The sequence below is a fragment of the Pseudarthrobacter sp. NPDC080039 genome (genome assembly GCF_040702335.1).
Lineage (GTDB): Bacteria > Actinomycetota > Actinomycetes > Actinomycetales > Micrococcaceae > Arthrobacter > Arthrobacter enclensis_A.
This window is the reverse complement of the sequence record NZ_JBFBKY010000005.1, coordinates 97911-117693: the sequence shown is the minus strand read 5'-3', so window position 1 is coordinate 117693 and position 19783 is coordinate 97911. Positions and strand designations below refer to the sequence as shown.

At 65.8% G+C, this 19783-nt stretch carries 16 protein-coding genes; 8 read left to right on the top strand and 8 right to left on the bottom strand.

Annotation, left to right across the window (positions count from 1 at the left end; translation table 11 throughout):
* Positions 1-116 precede the first annotated feature (116 nt).
* From AB0313_RS08105 to AB0313_RS08095, 3 genes are all read right to left on the bottom strand, one after another.
* Positions 117-758: an NAD(P)-binding domain-containing protein gene (locus AB0313_RS08105; RefSeq protein WP_307304024.1), complete on the bottom strand. Its 642-nt coding sequence runs from the start codon at positions 756-758 to the stop codon at positions 117-119.
* Between the two features lie 70 nt (positions 759-828).
* The gene (locus AB0313_RS08100) at positions 829-1461 is read right to left on the bottom strand and encodes a YitT family protein (RefSeq protein WP_141946750.1); all 633 of its coding nucleotides are present in this window, start codon (positions 1459-1461) and stop codon (positions 829-831) included.
* 50 nt (positions 1462-1511) lie between these two features.
* On the bottom strand, positions 1512-2630 hold the full coding sequence (locus tag AB0313_RS08095) for a histidinol-phosphate transaminase (protein ID WP_366304755.1): 1119 nt from the start codon (positions 2628-2630) through the stop codon (positions 1512-1514).
* A gap of 83 nt (positions 2631-2713) precedes the next feature.
* On the opposite strand from AB0313_RS08095, the gene AB0313_RS08090 reads away from it, so the two are divergent.
* The gene (locus AB0313_RS08090) at positions 2714-3193 is read left to right on the top strand and encodes an Lrp/AsnC family transcriptional regulator (RefSeq protein WP_307304027.1); all 480 of its coding nucleotides are present in this window, start codon (positions 2714-2716) and stop codon (positions 3191-3193) included.
* Between the two features lie 10 nt (positions 3194-3203).
* Here AB0313_RS08090 and AB0313_RS08085 read toward each other — a convergent pair whose 3' ends face one another.
* Complete coding sequence (locus AB0313_RS08085) at positions 3204-4100, bottom strand: LysR family transcriptional regulator (RefSeq protein WP_366304927.1); 897 nt, start codon at positions 4098-4100, stop codon at positions 3204-3206.
* A 128-nt stretch (positions 4101-4228) separates the two neighbouring features.
* Here AB0313_RS08085 and AB0313_RS08080 point away from each other — a divergent pair, with 128 nt between their 5' ends.
* Positions 4229-5659 carry a M20 family metallopeptidase gene (locus AB0313_RS08080; protein WP_366304752.1) on the top strand — a complete coding sequence of 477 codons (1431 nt, stop codon included), beginning with the start codon at positions 4229-4231 and terminating at the stop codon, positions 5657-5659.
* 16 nt (positions 5660-5675) lie between these two features.
* Positions 5676-6971 (top strand): MFS transporter, encoded by a 1296-nt coding sequence (locus tag AB0313_RS08075; protein ID WP_366304750.1) that lies wholly within the window; start codon positions 5676-5678, stop codon positions 6969-6971.
* 106 nt (positions 6972-7077) lie between these two features.
* Here the strand turns inward: AB0313_RS08075 and AB0313_RS08070 are convergent, their stop codons facing one another.
* Entirely contained in the window at positions 7078-8040 is a 963-nt protein-coding gene (locus AB0313_RS08070; protein ID WP_307304032.1) for an SRPBCC family protein, read from the bottom strand.
* 252 nt (positions 8041-8292) lie between these two features.
* On the opposite strand from AB0313_RS08070, the gene AB0313_RS08065 reads away from it, so the two are divergent.
* The gene (locus AB0313_RS08065) at positions 8293-8904 is read left to right on the top strand and encodes an NADPH-dependent FMN reductase (RefSeq protein ID WP_366304748.1); all 612 of its coding nucleotides are present in this window, start codon (positions 8293-8295) and stop codon (positions 8902-8904) included.
* A 74-nt stretch (positions 8905-8978) separates the two neighbouring features.
* Here the strand turns inward: AB0313_RS08065 and AB0313_RS08060 are convergent, their stop codons facing one another.
* Positions 8979-9452 carry an ATP-binding protein gene (locus AB0313_RS08060; RefSeq protein WP_141945699.1) on the bottom strand — a complete coding sequence of 158 codons (474 nt, stop codon included), beginning with the start codon at positions 9450-9452 and terminating at the stop codon, positions 8979-8981.
* A gap of 330 nt (positions 9453-9782) precedes the next feature.
* Here AB0313_RS08060 and AB0313_RS08055 point away from each other — a divergent pair, with 330 nt between their 5' ends.
* The gene (locus AB0313_RS08055) at positions 9783-11495 is read left to right on the top strand and encodes an AMP-binding protein (protein ID WP_366304745.1); all 1713 of its coding nucleotides are present in this window, start codon (positions 9783-9785) and stop codon (positions 11493-11495) included.
* Between the two features lie 190 nt (positions 11496-11685).
* On the opposite strand, the gene AB0313_RS08050 is transcribed toward AB0313_RS08055, so the two are convergent.
* Positions 11686-11988 (bottom strand): antibiotic biosynthesis monooxygenase, encoded by a 303-nt coding sequence (locus tag AB0313_RS08050; RefSeq protein ID WP_366304743.1) that lies wholly within the window; start codon positions 11986-11988, stop codon positions 11686-11688.
* A 290-nt stretch (positions 11989-12278) separates the two neighbouring features.
* Here AB0313_RS08050 and AB0313_RS08045 point away from each other — a divergent pair, with 290 nt between their 5' ends.
* The gene (locus AB0313_RS08045) at positions 12279-13391 is read left to right on the top strand and encodes a GAF domain-containing sensor histidine kinase (protein ID WP_366304925.1); all 1113 of its coding nucleotides are present in this window, start codon (positions 12279-12281) and stop codon (positions 13389-13391) included.
* Between the two features lie 61 nt (positions 13392-13452).
* On the opposite strand, the gene katG is transcribed toward AB0313_RS08045, so the two are convergent.
* Positions 13453-15747, bottom strand: coding sequence for a catalase/peroxidase HPI (gene katG / locus AB0313_RS08040; RefSeq protein ID WP_366304741.1), 2295 nt, complete (start codon positions 15745-15747; stop codon positions 13453-13455).
* Between the two features lie 219 nt (positions 15748-15966).
* Here katG and AB0313_RS08035 point away from each other — a divergent pair, with 219 nt between their 5' ends.
* Complete coding sequence (locus AB0313_RS08035) at positions 15967-17700, top strand: ABC transporter ATP-binding protein (protein ID WP_366304739.1); 1734 nt, start codon at positions 15967-15969, stop codon at positions 17698-17700.
* The gene (locus AB0313_RS08030) at positions 17697-19721 is read left to right on the top strand and encodes an ABC transporter ATP-binding protein (protein WP_366304737.1); all 2025 of its coding nucleotides are present in this window, start codon (positions 17697-17699) and stop codon (positions 19719-19721) included. Before AB0313_RS08035 ends, AB0313_RS08030 begins: the two co-directional genes overlap by 4 nt.
* The last annotated feature ends 62 nt before the right edge of the window (positions 19722-19783 follow it).

Below are 19783 nucleotides of genomic sequence, written 5' to 3'. Positions count from 1 at the left end.
AAAGTAACGCCTGGAAGCAGTCCCGTAACACGGAACCGGCCGGCAGTTATGAACTGCCGGCCGGTTCCGCGGGATGTCCCCCTTGGGTATGGCGGGGTACTGGACGGTACGCCGCGTTAGATGGTCCGCTGTGCCTTGGCCAGGTTGTCCTTCAGCTGCGCGGCGGTTTGCCGGGCCACATAGGCAGGGCGGTCCCGTTCCACGCGCCAGCTCTCCGAGAGCGGGCCGACGTTGACCGTGTCGAAGCCGAATTCGTCGTAGAGGCGGGTGACCAGTTCGGCGGCTTCCGGGTAGTCGCTGGCGGTGGCCAGGGCACGGCGGCCTTCCGTGCCGGCGGGCTCCCCGTCAGTGGTGATGTCCTTGGCCATGATGTGGTTGAAGCCCTTGGCTACCTTTGACTGCGGAAGGTGTTCCTGCAGCATCCCGGAGGTGGTGGTTTCGCCATTGTCGAGGGCGGGGATCCTGCCGTCCCGTTCCCAGTAGTAGTTGTTCGTGTCGATCACAACCTTGCCTGCCAGTGGCTCCACAGGGACGTCCTTGTAGTTCTTCAGCGGCACCGTGACCACGGCGAAGTCGCCGGCAGTTGCTGCCTCGGCTGCCGTTGCTGCCCGGGCCGTCGGGCCAAGCTCTGCCACCAGGTCCTGGAGGGTCTCGGGGCCGCGTGAGTTGCTGATGACCACGTCGTAGCCCAACTGCACCGCCTTCCGTGCAACCTGGCTTCCAATACGTCCTGCGCCAATGATTCCGATTGTTGTCATACGGGCGGCAACACCCGCCCCTGCACAGATATTTCACGCGGCTGCCAGGAATAAAAGGCAGGATGCGTGCCTACTTTCCCAGGTAGCGGCCCGGCCGGTGGTTCAGGGCGAGGACCAGGTTCAGGAGGGTGGCGCCGGCAGCGGACAGCAAAACCATCAACGGAGACACGAGGACGAGTGATGCCAGGACAATGGCCAGGTCCAGCACCATCTGCACATATCCTGCCCGCCACCCCAGTTTCTCCTGCAGCAGCAGGGCCAGGATGTTGAAACCACCCAGGCTGGATTTGTGCCGGAACAGGATCAGGAGTCCGACGCCGGCCAGCAGGTTTCCGCCGAGCACGCCGTAGACGGGGTTAAGGTGCAGCGACCCCAGAGCAGCCGGGTGCAGGCTGGCCATCAGCGAGACAAGGGCGATGGCACCGCCCGTGCGGAGGGCGAAGTTCCAGCCCTTCTTCCAGACCGCCAGGCCGAAGAACGGGAGGTTCACTGCGAAAAAGATGACGCCGAACGGAAGTGCCACGGAATAGCTGAGCAGCAGCGCGAGTCCGGCTGTCCCGCCCGTCACCGCTCCGCTCGACTTGAGCAGGAACAGCCCCAGCGACGCCGCGAAGGTGCCGGTGAGGATGCCCAGGACGTCCTCAACCACGGAATGGCGGGCTGCCGACGGCGGCGCGGAAGGTCCCGCCGTCGGCTCTTCCACGTGCGCGGCCGGCGCAGCAGTGGAAACGTAGGGAGCTTCCGTGGAGGTGCTCACTCGGCTGCACCCCCTTCCGGCACGAACCGGCCGCGGTCGGCCAGGACGGCAAGGACCCGATCGTTGGTGGTGGCGTCGGCGAGGGTGATGCGGACGCCGTCCACGGCATAGCCGCGCGCCAGGATGTCGGCCCCGGACAGTGCGTCCAGGAGTTGCACGCGCAGCTCGTCGGAGGCCCGGATCCAGTAGAAGTTGGCCTGGCTGTCCGGGGTGTCCCAGCCGTAGCCGCGGAGGGCCTGGATAACCCGGCGGCGTTCCCGGGCCACCGTCTCGGTCCGCTCGAGGATTTCCTCACCGGCCGCCAGCGAAGCGACCGCGGCGGCCTGGGCCATCCGGTTCACGCCGAAGGGGACGGCGGTCCGGCGCAGGCCTTCGGCAATATCGGGGTGCGCGATGGCGTAGCCGATCCGCAGCCCCGCCAGCCCGTACGCCTTAGAGAAGGTCCTCAGGATGCAGAGGTTGGGGTACCGGCGGTAGAAGTCCATGGAGTCGACGCCGCGGCCGCGCTGGAACTCGATGTAGGCCTCGTCCAGCACCACCAGCACCCGCGGCGGCACCGAGCGGAGAAACTCCTCCAGGGCCTCGGGGCTGATGGACACGCCCGTGGGGTTGTTGGGCGAGCAGAGGATTACCAAGCGGGTCCGGTCGGTGATGGCTGCTGCCATGGCGTCCAGGTCGTGGTGCTCGGTGGCCAGCAGCGGCACGGGGACGGACACGGCACCCGCCACGGCCACCAGGATGGGGTAGGCCTCGAAGGACCGCCAGGCGTACACCACTTCGTCACCGTGCCCGCAGACGGCGGAAATGATCTGCTGCAGCACGCCCGAGCTTCCCGGGCCGCAGGCTACTTCGTCGGCAGTGACACCGAAATGTCCGGCAATGGCATCCCGGGCCTCCACCGCGCCCATGCTGGGGTACCGGTGGATTCGGCCCGCCTGGGCAGACATCGCTTCAAGGACCGAGGGCAGGGGCGGAAAGTGGCTTTCGTTCGAGGCAAGGGCTGCCGTCAGGTCAGACTGGGCGCTCTTGCCGGCCACGTAAGCAGGGAGTTGGGCGACGGCGGCGCGGACCTCGGGGGCCGCGGCTTCCGGAAGGGTGCTTGTCATGGACAGCATGGTGCGGGGGTGCAGGACACCTGCGCAACAGAGCCGTATCCGGCAGGACAGATCCGCTTCCCTGAAGCATCGATAGTGGCAAAATGCTCACTATGCACCTCATTGATGCTCTTGACGCAGAGATCCTCCTCACACTCGACCGGGACCCGCAGGCAACGGTGCTGTCCCTCTCGAGGACGCTGGGAGTTGCCCGCAATACCGTCCACGCCCGGCTCCGCCGCCTGGCCAACGATGGCAGCCTTGCTCCCTTCAGCCAGCGCGTGCGGACGGAGGCGCTGGGCCTGCCCCTCATCGCCTTCATCTCGATTTCCATCAGCCAGTCGGTCAGCGACAAGGCCGTTGCCGCGCTGCAGAACATCCCGGAGATCATCGAGATGCACGCCACCACAGGAGATGCCGACCTGCTCGCCAAGGTGGCCGCCAAGGACCCAGCCGACCTCCACCGCGTCACCAACGCAATGCTGGCGATTGACGGCGTCGTCCGTACCAGCACCGCCATGTCCCTGGTGGAAGTGATGCCCACCCGCACTCTGCCGCTGCTCCAGGCGGCGACGCGCAAGTAGCGGGTGCTGTTCAGGCGAACAATTCCAAGGCGTCGATGAGGGCGTCCACGAAGGCGGTAAGGATGGCAGGCTGGGTGCGGCCGGTCATGGTCTGGACCTGGCCCTGCCGCTGGCGCAGCACCGGGTGGTCGATGTTGACGGCCACCAGGTCCTCGCGGTCCCGGCGGTCCAGGGAAAGTCCGCTGACCAGGGAAACCCCCACGCCCGAGCGGGCGAACTGGATCACCGGGTTGATGTGGTCGCTTTGCAGGGTGATGGACGGAGTAAGGCCTTCAATCTGCATGGCCAGGTCCAGGAGCTCGCGCTGGCTGGAGCCCGGGGCCGTGATGGCCAGTTTGTAGCGGCACAGGTCCTGCAGGGTGGCGCGGGGCTGGGCGGCCAGCGGATGGCCCGGTGCCACCAGGGCGAAGGCGACGGGGGTGGGCATGGAGTGTTCCACAGTCACCCTGGACTGGGGGCCCAACGAAAACACTGCGGCGACGTCCGCCTCGCCCTCGGCAACCCGCCTGGTTCCCTCGGAAGAGGACACCACGTCCAGGTGGAATTCCACGTCGTCATGCTGCCGGCTGAAGTTGGCGATGGCTGCAGGAACCCAGACCCGTGCGAACCCTTCGGCGCAGGCCACGCGAAGCGTCCGGGTCTTCCGCTGCATGGACACCAGCAGTTCCTCGCGGACCGCGGCTCCTTCCGCCTCGGCCCGGCGCACATAGGCGAGCAGGAGCCTGCCGGCTTCGGTCAGCTCCACTCCGCGCGCGTGCCGGTTGAACAATGGCGTACCCAGCGAGGACTCGAGTTTGTTGATCTGCCTGCTGATGGCGGACGCCGAGACGTGAAGCTTCTCCGCCGCCTCGGTGAGGGTGCCCTCCTGCGCGACAGCGTGGAAGTACAGCAGCGCCGGAGTGAGCATGTTCACCACAGGGCCTCCTCCCACTGGTTTGCACTGAAATCAAAGCTTGTCAACAAAATGATACTGGTCGTTTTGTCGCGCTGGCCCTAGTTTTGAACTCACGTTTCAACGGGAAAGGGCGGGATTCAATGCACCAACGCGAGCAGTTGACGGCGGCGGCAGGAGATTACGTGGACTCCGGCCGCTTCAAGGCGGACCTCGAAAGGATTGTGTCCTACCCTTCCGAAAGCTCGACGCCGGAGGGTCGCGTTGCACTGAAGTCATACCTTGATGAGGTGATTGAGCCGGCGTTTGCTTCCCTGGGCTGCTCGGTAGAGCGGTTCGACTCCTGGCGGGGCGGCAACAATTCCTTCCTGGTGGCCACCCGGCAGGAGGGACCTGAGCTGCCAACGGTTCTTTGCTATGGACACGCGGACGTGGTGGACGGCCAGGCTGCTGCCTGGTCCAGGGGCAGGGACCCCTGGACGTTGAGCGACGAGGGGGACCGCTGGTACGGCCGTGGTTCTGCCGACAACAAGGGCCAGCACTGGATCAACATGGTGGCGCTCCGGCTGCTCCTGGAACAGCGCGGAAACCTGGGCTTCAACCTGGTGTTCCTATTGGAGGGCGCAGAGGAGATTGGGTCCCCCGACCTGGCGGATTTTGCGCGGGAGCACCATGATTCCCTGCAGGCGGACGTCTTCATCGGTTCAGACGGACCCCGCCTGGCCGCGGACAGTCCCACCGTGTTCCTGGGGGCCCGCGGCGGAATCACCCTTCATCTCACGGCAGACCTCCGCAGCAGTTCCTACCACTCCGGAAACTGGGGCGGGCTCCTGCGCAATCCGGCCACCACGGTGGCCGCGGCCGTGGCCTCCCTGGTGGATGGCCATGGAATCATCAGGCTCCCGGAGCTGCTGCCCGCTGGAATCCCGGATACCGTTGCCGCCGCGCTGGAAGTCATCGACATGGTCCCCAACGCGGGTGATCCCGCCTCCGACCCCACGTGGGGTGACAGTTCCCTAAGCCCCGCCGAGCGGCTGTACGCCTGGAACACCCTGGAGGTCCTCGCCCTGGGTGCTGGGAACCCCGCCAAGCCAGTCAATGCCATTCCCGGCTCGGCCAGTGCCAGCCTCCAACTCCGGTTCGTCCCGGGAACAGACACTGCAAGAGTGGAGCCTGCCGTCCGCCGCCACCTCGACACCGCCGGGTTCAGCATGGTGGATGTTGAAGTGGGCCAATCCTTCCCCGCCAGCCGGCTGGATCCCGGCAGCCCCTGGGTTGCATGGGCCCTGGCCTCCCTGGAAGCCACCACGGGCAGGACGCCGGTGCTGCTGCCGAACATTGGCGGTTCATTGCCGAGCTTTGTCTTCGCCGAAGTCCTCAACCTGCCTACCTTGTGGGTTCCGCATTCCCATCCCGGGTGCCAGCAGCACGCCCCGGATGAACACCTCCTCACATCGGTGGCGCGGGAGGGGCTCCAGATCGCGGCTGGCCTCTTCTTCGACCTCGCCACCACCGCAACACCAACGGCCGGCGGCCTTGCCGGCGCCGCTGCATCCACCAGCTCTGCTTCCTGATCCCCTTGGAGTCCCCATGACCATTCCGCAGCAAGAACACCAGTCCGCTCCCGGCCGTGCTGAAGGCGCGCAGTCCGCTGCCCGGGGAATCGTCGCCGCCACCATCGGCAACGCCCTCGAATGGTTCGATGTCGCCATTTACGCGCTCCTGGCCATCTACATCGGCCGGAACTTCTTTCCAAACCACGATCCGGGCGTCGAACTTATCCAGGCCTTTGCCGTGTTTGGCGTCTCCTACCTCATCCGGCCACTCGGAGGGCTGATCCGGGGCTCGTACGCTGACCGGAACGGGCTGAAGAAGGGCCTCACCGTCACCATCCGGCTCATGGTCCTGGGCACCGCGCTCTTGGCCTTCATGCCGGGCTACGACAGCATCGGAATCATGGCCCCGCTCGGAATTGTCCTGGCACGCCTCATCCAGGGCTTTTCGGCCGGCGGCGAGTTCGGCGCTGCCACCGCCTACCTCATTGCCCAAAACGGCAAGCGGAAAGGGTTCCTGGGCAGTTTCCAGTTCGCCAGCCAAGGCCTGGGCAGCCTGCTCGCGGCGATCCTCGTGGCCATCCTCACCACGGTCCTCACTGACGCCCAGATGACTGACTGGGGCTGGCGGATTCCATTCCTGTTCGGGCTGCTGGTGGGTCCGGCCGGGTTCCTGATCCGCAAGGAGATGAAGGAGGTCCCGCTGCCGGATAAGCCGGGGGACGCCAGGCATTCCCCCATCCGCGAGGTGTTCGCCACCCAGAAGGCGGGAATGCTGATCGCCGCCGGCGCCCTTGCCGTTTCCACCGCACTGAACTTCATCCTGCAGTACATGCCCACCTTCGCCATCAAGCAACTCGGACTCGAGCCGGGCATCTCCTTCACGTCGCTGATCATTACCGGGGTCATCCTGACATTTGGAACTCCGGTGGTGGGCCACCTTTCCGACAAGTTCGGCCGGATGGCCATCATGGTGCCCACCGTGATCGTGCTGCTGGTCGCGGTGGTCCCGTTGTTCCTGTGGGTGATCAGCGCCCACTCGTTCCTGGTGCTTGCCCTGGTGATGGCCGTCCTGGGGCTGCTCAAGGCGGCCTACTTCGGGGCGCTGCCCTCCGTCATGTCCGATTCCTTCGATCCCCGCGCCCGCGCCACCGGTCTGTCCTTCAGCTACAACACCGCGGTGGTTGCCTTCGGCGGGTTTACCCCCATGATCGCCGCCTACCTGGTGCAGCAGACCGGCCAGGCCGTGGCGCCCGGTTACTACCTTGCGGTCATCGCAGTCATCAGCCTGGCAGCCCTCGCCGCGGGCGTGAAACTGCGCGGCATCCGGTAGCCCAACCGGTGCCCTTGCTGCCCCGGACAGCAAAGCGCCGGCCGCCTTGGGGGAAGGCGGCCGGCGCTTTGCTCATGGTTCAGGCGCTTTGTTTCCTGATTGGTGCTTAGTGCCCGCCGAGGTTGCCGCCCACAGGCGGGAGGCCGCCGTCGGTGTTGCGGTCGTCTTCACGCCGTTCGCCGGCGCTCAGGTTTTCGCCTGCCACGGTGTCGTCGGACTCGCCTGTGGTGTCCACCAGGCCGTTGGTCTGGTCGAAGGCGTGACCGATCCTGTCATCACCCAGATCGGCGACTGAACCGGTGGACCCGGCGGCCGCCGTCGTGCCCGTGCCCGCTGCAGGCACCGTGCCCGCGTCCGCTGCGCCCGCAGTGGAGCCAGTGGTGAGTGGCTCTGCTGGAACCACAGGTTCCGCCCGAACCGCCGGAGTGGTGTCCGCAACCGTCACGTCTGCTGTCCCGGTTTTGTCCTTGTTGCCACCGGACGCCATTGCCGCCGCTGCACCCGCAGCCGCTGCAATGCCCACACCGGCAGCTACCTTCCCGGAAACGCCGGCCTTGCCGGAATCGCCACGGGAAGCGCCTGCATGCTCAACGCCCGGGGTGCCAACCGTGGTGCCGGGGTTGACTGCACCGCGCCAGGCGCCGCTGGCATAGCCCTCGTCCTCAATGAATTCCTTGAACCGCTGCAGGTCGGCTTCGGCCTGCCGGTCAACCACATTGAGCTTGTCGCCCACCTTCTCGATCAGTCCTTCGGGCTCGTATTCGAGCGTCAGCTGCAGGGAGGTCTGGCCGCCGCCCACGTCCTCGAACTCCACGGCGCCCGCGTTGGTGGCGCCTTCCGTTGCTGCCCAGGCAACCTTGCGGTCCGGAACCTGCTCAAGGATCCTGGCCTCCCACTGCCGGCGGACGCCGCCGATTTCGGCCACCCACTCCAGCCGGTCGTCGCTGAGCTGCGTCACGCTCTTGACGCCGCCCATGAAGTGCGGGAAGTCCTCGAACTGGGTCCACTGGTTATAAGCCGTGCTCACCGGTACGTTCACCAGAATGCGTTTTTCCACCTTCGTGCTCATAACGTCTCCTTTGCTGTGTCACCGGGAGCTGATGACTCGGTCATAATCATCAGCATGCTTACCAATGTACCTTCTGGTCCGGCATGTTTCCAGAGTCGTCACGGCCCGTTCCTTTGGCTGGGTGGGGAGTGTCCCGGCACCCTGGCCGGAACTTACCGGTGTGTGCTGGACTGGTGGAGCAATGAGCACCACCCGCCGTTTCCAACCGAACCCAGCCAGCCGGCGCAGGCCGGCTGTTGGAAAGGAACACTCATGGCAACGTACAAGATCGGCTACTTCGTGGGCAGCCTGGCCACCGGCTCCATTAACCGGGTCCTGGCCCGGGCCCTGATCACACTCGCACCCGAAGAACTCGAATTCACGGAGATCCCCATCAGGGACCTCCCGCTCTACAGCTACGACTACGACGCCGACTTCCCGCCGGAGGGCCGCGCCCTCAAAGACGCCATCGAGGCCGCTGACGGGATTCTGTTCGTGTCACCCGAATACAACCGGTCCATCCCCGGTGCCTTGAAGAATGCCATCGACTGGGGCTCCCGTCCGTGGGGAACCAACTCCTTTGCCTGCAAGCCCACCGGCATCATCGGCGCGTCCCCTGGCAGCATCGGCACCGCGGTCATGCAGTCTTCCATGCGCGCAGTCCTGAGCTTCCTCGACGCGCCACAGCTGAATGCCCCCGAGGCGTACGTCAAGTACGACCCCGCTGTGTTCGGCTACGACGGCGACGTGAAGGATGAGTCCACGGCCAAGTTCCTGCGCCACTACATGGATGAGTACGCCGCGTTCGTGGCCCGGGTCCTGGCCGCCAACGCCCCTGGCCACATCGGTGACCTGGAGCCGGACTCCGCCAAGCTCTCCCGCTAGGTTGCCCGCAAGTGGCATATGGATGCCCGCCGTCCCAGCAACGGCGGGCATCCGAGTCCGGTAATCCGGTTTTGTCAGTCCAGTGGCAGTGTCACCGTGACACTGGTGCCCTGGCCGGGGGTCGAGCTGACCGCGACTGAGCCGCCCGCTTCATGCACCGCCACTGCCATCAGCCGCAACCCATACCCATGGTGCCGCCCGCAGGTGGCGAGGTTGCTGTCGAAGCCCGTGCCGTCGTCGGACACTACCAGGCGGATGCCGTGGTCAACCGCCGCCAGCTGAAGGGTGAGCGTGTGCGCGGCAGAGTACTTGTAGGCGTTGCTGAGCGCCTCCCGGGCGGACTGGTACAGGAGGGATGCAGAGTTCGAAGGGATCTCGATGCCCCAGTGCGGGGTGTCCCAGCGGACCACGGTCCCGCGCTCGCGGAGGGGCGCGGTGAGCCGGTCGATGCACCCGGCGAGCCCCAACGAATGGAAATCCAGCGGGTGTTGGTCCGTCAGCACACCGCCGACGGCTGTGACTTCGTTGTCCGCTGTCTTGCTTCCCATGACTTCCTGCCCCCACAAGCTGGTTTTCTCCGATGGCTCCAGCGTGGACCTGCATCGTCTAGGGACGGCAAGGTTTGCCTCAAGATCCCATCAATTTCTCCGCTTGACGGCCTTATGCCGGGACAGCCGGCGCCGTGAGCCTGCCGTCGCGCACGCTGCCCACCACGTCCGTCAGCGGCACGGATCATCCGGCCGCCTGGCGCCAAGGGGTGACCTGTCGGCGCATGCCGGCAGGACGCGTCATGTGACGGCCATCCCAGTGCAGTAGGTTGATTCCACTGCGTTTACACATGCCGGTGTTCCAAGGTGCTGTTGTTCAAAGGAGAATGAATGTCCCATCCGGTTCCAGCCGTCGAGGCCCTTCTCGCCATTTACGGTGCGCCGGACGCCTGCGCGGACGAGCTCCTGTGCGACAGCCACAATCCCAGCGATGTTGCCTTCACCGTGGTTGAAGCCGACCTTTCCGCGGAGGACATTACCTACGGCGAGCTCCGGGAACGCTCCGAACGCGGTGCCGCCGCCCTGGCAGAGCTTGGCGTCGGTCCCGGGGACGCCGTGGCCACCCTGATGGGAAAATCGGCAGACCTTGTCGTGATGCTTTTGGCCATCTGGCGGCGCGGGGCCGTCCACGTGCCGCTGTTCACTGCCTTTGCGTGGCCGGCCATCGAACTCCGCCTCACAGCGTCCGGCGCCAAGGTGGTGATCACTGACGCCAACCAGCGGGAGAAGATCCAGGAAACCGTGGCAGCTGTGGTGGTTGCCGGTGACGAAGCCTCCCCACCGGACCTGGCGCTCACGCCGCTCCTGGCCAGGCAGCAACCCGGGATCGCAGCCGCAGCCGTGGGAGGTGACGGTGCCCTGGTGCTGATCTTTACTTCGGGAACCACAGGCGCCCCCAAGGGGGTTCCGGTGCCGGTCAGGGCGTTGGCCGCCTTCCGCCAGTACGTCGGGCTGGGCCTGGACGTCAGTGAAGAGGATGTCTTCTGGAATGCCGCCGACCCCGGCTGGGCGTACGGCCTGTACTACGGGATCCTTGGGCCCATGGCGGCCGGACGGCGGAACCTCCTGCTGCGCCCGGGGTTCTCCCCGGAACTCAGCTTCAAGGTGCTGGAGGCCTTTTCAGTCACCAACTTCGCGGCAGCTCCGACGGTGTACCGCACCATGCGGGCGAAAGCCGACGCCGGGACGGGTCCTTTCCACCTTCGCCGTGCATCGTCGGCCGGCGAACCGCTGACCCCGGAGGTAATCGGCTGGGCCCGGGAGGTGCTGGGCGTTCCGGTGCGGGACCACTACGGACAGACCGAACACGGGATGATGATCATCAATGCCTGGCATGACGACGTGCGGACGGAGCTGAGGCCAGGTTCCATGGGCCGGCCCCTGCCGGGGTGGAGTTGCGCGGTCCTCAAGGACAACGCCGACGAGCCCGCTGCGCCGGGTGAACTGGGGCGCGTCGCCGTCAACGTGGCGGGGAGCCCCATGATGTGGTTCACGGGGTACCAGGACGCGCCGGAGAAGACGGCCGAAAGGTTCAGCACGGACGGCAAGTGGTACCTGACCGGCGACGCGGGCATGGTGGACCAGGACGGCTACTACTACTTCTCCTCCCGCGATGACGACGTGATCATCATGGCCGGATACCGGATTGGCCCGTTCGATGTGGAAAGTGTTTTGTCCACCCATCCGGCGGTTCTGGAAAGCGCCGTGGTGGGCGCGCCCGACGAACTGCGCGGAGAAGTCCTCGAAGCCTATGTCGTGCTGGCGGACGGGACCACGGGCAGCGATGCCCTGGTGGCCGAACTCCAGGCCATGGTCAAGACGCAGTTCGCCGCACACGCCTATCCGCGCCGCATCCATTTCGTCCAGGACCTGCCCAAGACGCCGTCAGGAAAGCTGCAGCGCTACATCCTGAGGCAGCAGCGGGCCGCCGACGGCGGGATCCCCGGCGGGAAGGACGGCGTAGGGATTTCTGATGGCGCCGCCCCCAACACCTTTGAGCCCGAAGAGGATCCGGACGCAGCCGCAGGCGCCGACGACGACTGAAGCCGATCAAATGACGGGGCCCGGCTGCTCAAGGTTGGCTCAAGATTGCCCCAAGAGGCTGGTTTTGGGTGTAGCCCCTACCTACCGGCCGGTAATTTCTTAGTAGCTTCCACGTCAGTTCCCCGGCAGGAAGCGTTGGAAGTCCCCGCGCTGGAGCCTGACTCGCGCGGGGACTTCTCCCAATCCCAATTCACGGTTTCCTGGGAAGAACCGGATCGAAGTGCCCAACCTCGGGAAAGGGCTCGTAGAACCGGTGGAGAAGGTCCCGCCATTGCTGATATTCCGCGGAACCGCGGAAACCGACGGTGTGGTCTTCCAGCGTCTCCCACTCCACCAACAACAGGTAGGTGTTGGGGCTTTCGATTGAGCGGGACAAAGACAGCGATATGAAGCCGGGCATGGAAGCAATAATCGTCCCGGCCTGATGGAAGGCTGCCTCGAACTCCTCTTCCTGGCCCGGGATGACCGGTAGCACGGCATGTTCAGTAATCACTTGGCCAAAGTATCAATCCAGCGGTGCGTTCGCGGCGTCCCTCCGGCGCCGCGGGGTCCCAGGCTTTTCGCCTCCGACAGGGGGAATCGGTTCCCGGGATATTGGTCCCGGGTTGTAGCATCACCCGAGGACCCGTTTTGCGGTCTGGAAAGGGACGAACAGTGGCGGCCACTCACTCGGTAACGGCAGCTCCCGGGGATTCAGCCGCCCGGGATGACTTATTGCAGGAATACGGTTTGGCGCTTCCCGCCGGCGAGGGGCGGCAGCCCGGCGTTGACGTGGCGCTGTCGATGGAGCCCCTCCAGAACCTGGTCCAGCTGGCCGCTAAACTCTGCGGAGTCCCCTTCGGCGTGATCAATGTCGTCACCGAAGACGAGCAACAGCAGGTGGCCGCCGTCGGCTTTGAAGCCGCAGTCTGCGCCCGAAAAGACTCCATGTGCTCAGAGGTGTTCCTATCAGGGAAGACAACTGTTGTCCCGGATGCATCGCTGGACCCCCGCCTCGCATCGAACCCGTTCGTGACCGGGGAAATCGCCTCCGTCCGGTTCTACGCGTCGGTGCCGCTGGAGACGTCGTCGGGGTTTGTGCTGGGGTCCCTGTGCGTCTTTTCGAACTCGCCGGGGACGCCTGCGAAGGACCAGCTGGACATGCTGGAGATCCTGGCCCGCCAGGCAGTCCAGCTCCTGGAACTCCAGCGGCGTACCCTGCAGCTGAAGCGCGCCCTTACTGAGGTCAGGGAAAGCAACGCGAAGCTTGCAGAGTTTGCCGGCCGCGTCAGCCACGACCTGCGCGGGCCCCTTACCACCATGCTGGGCTACGTGGAGATGGCCGGAGAAGAAGTGGATGGGGACCACCCGGCAGCGGAGTATCTCCAGATCATCGGCGCCAGCGGCCACCGGATGCTCGCCATGCTCGAGGACGTCCTGACGTACTCCCGGATGGGTGGCAGCATCCAGCGGCAGTGGGTTTCCCTCCACACCGTGGCGGCAGAGGTTGCCAAAGATCTCGGCCTGTCCTTCGGTCCCGGCGCCGTCCTGGACAGCGACGACATGACGCTCCACGTGGACCGTGGCCAGCTGCGCACCCTGCTGCAGAACCTGGTGGCGAATGCGGTGAATTACCGGAGCCCGGACCGGGACCTCAAGGTGCGCATCAGCGGCATCGCCAACTACCAGGGACCCACGCTGCTGGTGGAGGACAACGGCAAGGGAATTGCCCCGCAGGACCGGCAGCGGGTGCTGGAACCGCTGGTCCGGCTGCACCGGAAGGGCGACGGACACGGCTCCGGCCTGGGCCTGGCCATCTCGCGGCGGATCGTCGAAGCCCACGGTGGAGAGCTGGCTCTGAAGGAGACGCCGGGCGGCGGCACCACCGCTGCGATCAGTCTGCCGGCCGAACAGTAAGAGGGGCCCGGACCGGCTGCGCGTGCAGCCAGTCCGGACCCCTTCAGTCAGTTGACCGGCATCAGTTCAGGTCGAAGCGGTCCAGCTCCATGACCTTGGTCCAGGCGGCCACGAAGTCGTTGACGAACTTCTCCCTGGCGTCCTCGCTGGCATAGACCTCGGCAAGCGCCCGCAACTGCGAATTGGAACCGAAGACCAGGTCCACCGGGGTGGCCGTCCACTTCAGTTCACCGGTGGCAACGTCAGTGATCTCGTAGACGTTCTCCCCGGACCCGGAGGCCTTCCATTTGGTGCCGGGCGAGAGCAGGTTGACGAAGAAATCGTTCGTCAGGACCTGTGGCTTGTCAGTCAGCACGCCATGGTCGGAGCCGCCCACGTTAGTGCCCAGGGCGCGCATGCCGCCAACGAGCGCCGTCATCTCCGGTGCAGAAAGGTCCAGCATGTATGCCTTGTCCAGCAGCAGGGTCTCCGGCTGCAACTTCACGCCGGGGCGCACGTAGTTGCGGAACCCGTCGGCGCGCGGCTGCAGGTAGCCAAAGGACTCCACATCGGTTTGTTCCTGCGAGGCGTCCGTGCGGCCCGGGCGGAAGGGCACTGTGACGGGGAATCCGCCGTCGGCCGCTGCCTTTTCCACGGCAGCCGCGCCGCCAAGGACAATCAGGTCCGCCAGCGAGACCTTCTTGCCGCCGGTCTGTGCCGAGTTGAACTCTTCCTGGATGCGCTCCAGCACCGGCAGGACGGTGTCCAGCTGGTCCGGTTCGTGGGCCTCCCAACTGCGCTGCGGCTCCAGCCGGATGCGCGCACCGTTGGCGCCGCCGCGGCGGTCCGTCTTACGGTATGTGGCAGCCGAGGCCCAGGCCGTTCCCGCGAGCTGCGGGATGGTCAGCCCGGAGCCAAGCAGCCTGTCCTTCAGGGACGCGATGTCCTGGTCGTCAATCAGTTCATGGTCGACGGCGGGAACGGGATCCTGCCACAGCTGCGCTTCCGGAACCCACGGGCCCAGCATGTGCGGGCCAACGGGGCCCATGTCCCGGTGCAGCAGCTTGTACCAGGCCTTGGCGAATGCCAGGGCGAACTCGTCCGGGTTCTCCAGGAACCGGCGTCCGATCTTCTCGTAGGTGGGGTCGAACCGCAGCGACAGGTCCGTGGTGAGCATGGTGGGGCGGTGCTTTTTGTTGGGGTCGTGCGCGTCCGGGATGATCTCCGGAGCGTCCTTCGCAACCCACTGGTGCGCCCCGCCGGGGCTCTTGACCAGTTCCCATTCGTACTCGAACAGGATCTCCAGGAAGCGGTTGCTCCACTGCGTCGGCTTGTCCGTCCAAGTGACCTCAAGGCCGGAGGTGATGGTGTCGCCGGCCTTGCCGGAACCGTAGGTGCTCAGCCAGCCCAGTCCCTGCGCCTCGAGGTTGGCGGCCTCCGGCTCGGGGCCTACGTGTGCATCCGCCGGACCGGCGCCGTGCGTTTTGCCGAACGTGTGGCCGCCGGCGATCAACGCGAACGTCTCCTCGTCGTTCATGGCCATCCGCTTGAAGGTTTCGCGGATGAACGCCGCAGCGGCCACGGGGTCCGGGTTGCCCTTAGGGCCTTCAGGGTTGACGTAGATCAGGCCCATCTCGGTGGCGCCGACGTCTTCAGCCATCTGGCCTTCGCCAACGTAGCGTTCGTCGCCCAGCCACGCGTCCTCGGGACCCCAGAAGATCTCTTCGGGCTCCCATACGTCCTCGCGGCCAAAGGCGAAGCCGAAGGTCTTGAAGCCCATGGACTCCAGGGCGACGTTCCCGGCGAGGACCAGCAGGTCTGCCCAGGAGACTTTCTGGCCGTACTTCTGCTTGACGGGCCACAGCAGGCGCCGGGCCTTGTCCAGGTTGGCGTTGTCCGGCCAGCTGTTCAGCGGCGCGAACCGCTGGCCGCCGTCGCCTGCCCCGCCACGGCCGTCATGGACGCGGTAGGTGCCGGCCGCATGCCAGCTCATGCGGATCATCAGGCCGCCGTAGTGGCCGAAGTCCGCCGGCCACCAGTCCTGGGAAGTGGTGAGGACGTCCGTGATGTCCCGCTTGAGGGCCTCGACGTCGAGCTTCTGGAATTCCTCACGGTAGTTGAAGGAGGGGCCGAGCGGGTTGCTGGCCTGGCCGTGGGCGTGCAGCACCGAGAGGTCCAGCTGGTTCGGCCACCAGTCCTGGAGGGTCCGGGGGCGCGTGCCCTTGGGCTGCGGGGTATCAATGGCAGGGTTTTCACTTTCACTGCCTTGGGCGGTGGCACTGCCGTGGGCCACCGGGCACCCGCCCTCAACCTTCTGGTCCAGGCCCTGCGCGCTCCCGGGGGCTGGGACCGGGGGATGGTCTTGGGGTTCGGTCATGTGCTTATTCCTTCCGTTGGGCCGAGGCCGCGGTTGGACTCGGGCAGCCGGTGCAACCCTCCTATTTGACCATGGACCGGCGACAGCGCAGGACCCCCGTACGCCTCCAGCGAACCTGCATGATTAGCTGAAGAACGCCCGGTCAAACCCCAGTACCCGGACGTACACTGACCTTCGCACCACGTTTGTGGACACTCCGTCGGGTGAGGGCTTTTGCGCATGCTCTGGAAGTTGCTTGTCGAATACCTGCGGCCGCACCGGCCGCTGCTGGCCGCGGTCGTGGTTTTCCAGCTGGCTCAGTCCATCGCGTCGCTGTACTTGCCCACGATGAATGCCGACATCATCGACCAGGGCGTTGCCCGGGGCGATACCGGCTATATCCTGTCGACCGGCAGCGTCATGCTGCTGATCACGCTGGCGCAGATCGTGTGTGCAGTGGTTGCCGTGTACTTCGGTGCCAAGGCGGCGATGGGGCTGGGCCGGGACCTGCGCGGCGCCATCTTCGAGCGGGTGGGGCAGTTCTCCGAGCAGGAGGTCAGCCGGTTCGGTGCGCCAAGCCTCATTACCCGCTCCACCAACGATGTGCAGCAGGTGCAGCAGCTGGTGCTGATGTCGGCCACGCTGATGGTGGCGGCCCCCATGCTCAGCATTGGCGGGGTGATTATGGCCATCCGGCAGGACGCCCAACTGTCCTGGCTCATTGCCGTGTGCGTCCCGGTGCTGCTCATCGCCGTCGGCCTGATTGTCACGCGGATGGTGCCGCTGTTCCGCAAGATGCAGGCCCGGATCGACACCGTGAACCGGGTGCTGCGCGAGCAGCTCACCGGCATCCGGGTGGTGCGGGCGTTCGTGCGCGAGGACATGGAAACTGAACGGTTCGCCGGCGCCAACACGGACGTCACCGACGTTGCCCTCCGCGCAGGCCGCCTGATGGCCCTCATGTTCCCCACGGTCATGCTGATCCTGAACGTTTCCAGCGTGGCGGTGATCTGGTTCGGCGCGTTCCGGATCGAGGACGGCTCCATGCAGGTGGGCACCCTGATCGCATTCCTGAGCTACCTGATGCAGATCCTGATGTCGGTCATGATGGCCACGTTCATGGCGGTGATGATTCCGCGTGCGTCCGTATCGGCGGACCGCATCGGCGAGGTGCTGGGGACCAGTTCCAGTGTCATGCCGCCCGAGCGGCCGGTCACCAGTGCGGTCCGGCGCGGTGAGTTGGAAATGCGCGACGTCGGATTCGCCTACCCGGGTGCCGACCAGCCCGTCCTTTCCGGGATCAGCTTCACCGCGCGTGCTGGGCAGACCACGGCGATCATCGGCAGTACCGGCTCCGGCAAGACCACCCTGGTGAACCTGATGCCGCGGCTCTTCGACGTCACCTCCGGAGCGGTGCTCATGGACGGCGTGGATGTCAGGGACCTGGACCCGGACCTCCTGTGGGGACACATCGGCCTGGTCCCGCAGAAGCCCTACCTGTTTTCCGGGACCGTTCGCAGCAACCTGCTGTACGGAAACCCGGACGCCACCGAGGACGAACTGTGGGACGCGCTGGACATTGCCCAGGCCAGGGACTTCGTGGAACTGATGGAGGAGGGGCTGGATGCGCCCATCTCGCAGGGCGGCACCAACGTATCCGGTGGGCAGCGGCAGCGGCTGGCCATCGCCCGGGCCCTGGTGAAGCGGCCTGAGCTCTACATCTTTGACGACTCGTTTTCATCCCTGGATACGGGCACCGACGCCCGGCTGCGCCAGGCGCTCAAGCGCAACATTGCGGGAGCCACCATGGTGATCATCGCCCAGCGCGTGTCCAGCATCGTTGATGCGGACCAGATCCTGGTGCTCGACGACGGCAGGATCGTTGCGCAGGGAACGCACCATGATTTGCTGGAGACATCCGGGACCTACCGCGAGATTGTCTCGTCCCAGCTGGCAGCGGAGGAGACGGTATGAGCCACGGACCCACTCCGCGCGGCACCAAAGCCACGGGCGCCTCCGGACCCGGCCAGGCCGCCGTCGTACGCATCCCCAGGCCGCGCGGCGGCCCCGGTCACGGCGGCCCGTTTGCCGGGATGAATGTGCCCGCGGAGAAGGCGATGAACTTCAGCGGCTCCGCCAAACGCCTGCTGGCCACGCTGCGGCCGGAACGGTTCTGGCTGCTGCTGGTGCTGCTCATGGCCGTGGCGGGCGTGGTGCTGCAGGTGATCGGGCCGCGGCTGCTGGGCGAGGGCACCAACCTGATCTTCTCAGGCGTGGTGTCCAAGCAGTTGCCGCCGGGGATGACGCAGGCACAGCTGGTTGCGCTGCTGCGGGCGTCGGGGGATAACCAGAAGGCGGACATGCTCAGCGCCATGACGCTGACGCCGGGCGCGGGCATTGATTTTGCTGCGCTCGCCAGCGTGCTGACGTGGGCGCTGGTGCTGTATGTGCTGGGGTCGGCGTTCATGTGGGGGACGGCGTATGTGCTCAACGGCGTGGTGCAGCGGACGGTGTTCGGGCTGCGCGAGCAGATTGAGGCGAAGATCAACCGCCTGCCGCTGCGGTATTTCGATTCGATCCAGCGCGGCGAGCTGCTCAGCCGGGTGACCAACGACGTGGACAACATCTCGCAAAGCCTTCAGCAGTCCATCAGCCAGGCGGTGACGTCGGTGCTGACCGTGGTGGGCGTGCTGGTGATGATGTTCATCCTGTCACCCACGCTGGCGCTGATCGCGCTGGTGACCATTCCGCTGACCCTGGGGATCACCACGCTGATCGCCAAGCGCTCGCAAAAGCTGTTCGTGCAGCAGTGGACCAACACGGGGGAGCTGAACGGGCAGATCGAGGAGACCTACACCGGGCACGCGCTGGTGAAGGTCTTCGGGCGGCAGCGCGAGGTGGGGGAGCGGTTCCGGCAGAAGAACGCGGAGCTGTATGAGGCGAGCTTCGGGGCACAGTTCATTTCCGGCCTGATCATGCCCGCCATGACGTTCATCGGGAACCTGGTGTACGTGGGGATCGCCGTGGTGGGCGGCCTGCAGGTGGCGTCCGGGGCGATGCAGCTTGGCGATGTGCAGGCGTTCATCCAGTACTCGCGGCAGTTCACGCAGCCGCTGGCGCAGTTGGGGTCCATGGCGAACCTGCTGCAGTCCGGGGTTGCCTCGGCCGAGCGTGTGTTCGAGCTGCTGGATACGGAGGAGCAGTCCGCGGATCCTGTGGGTGCCGCGTTGCAGAGCCCGGATGGTGCAGGGCGGGGGCGGCTGGTGTTTGAGGATGTGTCCTTCTCGTACTCGCCAGACAAGCCGCTGATTTCGGGGTTGTCCCTGGTGGCGGAGCCGGGGCAGACAGTTGCCATTGTCGGGCCCACCGGGGCGGGCAAGACCACGCTGGTGAACCTGATGATGCGGTTCTACGAGCTGGACGGCGGCCGGATCACGCTGGACGGCGTGGACATCACCACCATGACCCGGCACGACCTGCGCTCGCGTATGGGGATGGTGCTGCAGGATACGTGGCTGTTCGGCGGGACCATCCGGGACAACATCGCGTACGGGCGGCCTACTGCTTCCTCCTCGGATGTGTTGGAGGCTGCCCGGGCGACGTATGTGGACCGGTTCGTGAAGTCCCTGCCCGAGGGGTACGACACCGTGCTGGACGATGAAGGGTCCAACGTGTCCGCTGGCGAGAAGCAGCTGCTGACGATTGCCCGGGCGTTCCTGGCCCAGCCGTCTGTTTTGATTCTCGATGAGGCGACGTCATCGGTGGATACCCGGACGGAGGTGCTGGTGCAGAAAGCGATGAGTGCCCTGCGATCCGACCGGACGTCCTTTGTGATCGCGCACCGCCTTTCCACGATCCGCGACGCCGACCTCATCCTGGTGATGGAGAACGGGCAGATCGTGGAGCAGGGGAACCATGCATCACTGCTCGCCGCCGGTGGGGCTTATGCGCGGCTGTATGAGGCCCAGTTCGCGGCGCCGGTGGCAGAGGTCTAACCCCTGTCTTTCTCTTGGGGAGGCTTCCGAGGCCAAGGATCTGTTTAGGGCTCTGTGAGGAG

Coding starts and splice junctions, on each gene's coding strand:
- AB0313_RS08060 (WP_141945699.1), bottom strand. CDS start 9,452: ATGGGAAGCAAGACAGCGGACAACGAAGTCACAGCCGTCGGCGGTGTG.
- katG (WP_366304741.1), bottom strand. CDS start 15,747: ATGACCGAACCCCAAGACCATCCCCCGGTCCCAGCCCCCGGGAGCGCG.
- AB0313_RS08070 (WP_307304032.1), bottom strand. CDS start 8,040: ATGAGCACGAAGGTGGAAAAACGCATTCTGGTGAACGTACCGGTGAGC.
- AB0313_RS08090 (WP_307304027.1), top strand. CDS start 2,714: ATGCTCACTATGCACCTCATTGATGCTCTTGACGCAGAGATCCTCCTC.
- AB0313_RS08075 (WP_366304750.1), top strand. CDS start 5,676: ATGACCATTCCGCAGCAAGAACACCAGTCCGCTCCCGGCCGTGCTGAA.
- AB0313_RS08055 (WP_366304745.1), top strand. CDS start 9,783: ATGTCCCATCCGGTTCCAGCCGTCGAGGCCCTTCTCGCCATTTACGGT.
- AB0313_RS08105 (WP_307304024.1), bottom strand. CDS start 758: ATGACAACAATCGGAATCATTGGCGCAGGACGTATTGGAAGCCAGGTT.
- AB0313_RS08095 (WP_366304755.1), bottom strand. CDS start 2,630: ATGCTGTCCATGACAAGCACCCTTCCGGAAGCCGCGGCCCCCGAGGTC.
- AB0313_RS08035 (WP_366304739.1), top strand. CDS start 15,967: ATGCTCTGGAAGTTGCTTGTCGAATACCTGCGGCCGCACCGGCCGCTG.
- AB0313_RS08080 (WP_366304752.1), top strand. CDS start 4,229: ATGCACCAACGCGAGCAGTTGACGGCGGCGGCAGGAGATTACGTGGAC.
- AB0313_RS08030 (WP_366304737.1), top strand. CDS start 17,697: ATGAGCCACGGACCCACTCCGCGCGGCACCAAAGCCACGGGCGCCTCC.
- AB0313_RS08085 (WP_366304927.1), bottom strand. CDS start 4,100: ATGCTCACTCCGGCGCTGCTGTACTTCCACGCTGTCGCGCAGGAGGGC.
- AB0313_RS08045 (WP_366304925.1), top strand. CDS start 12,279: ATGGAGCCCCTCCAGAACCTGGTCCAGCTGGCCGCTAAACTCTGCGGA.
- AB0313_RS08065 (WP_366304748.1), top strand. CDS start 8,293: ATGGCAACGTACAAGATCGGCTACTTCGTGGGCAGCCTGGCCACCGGC.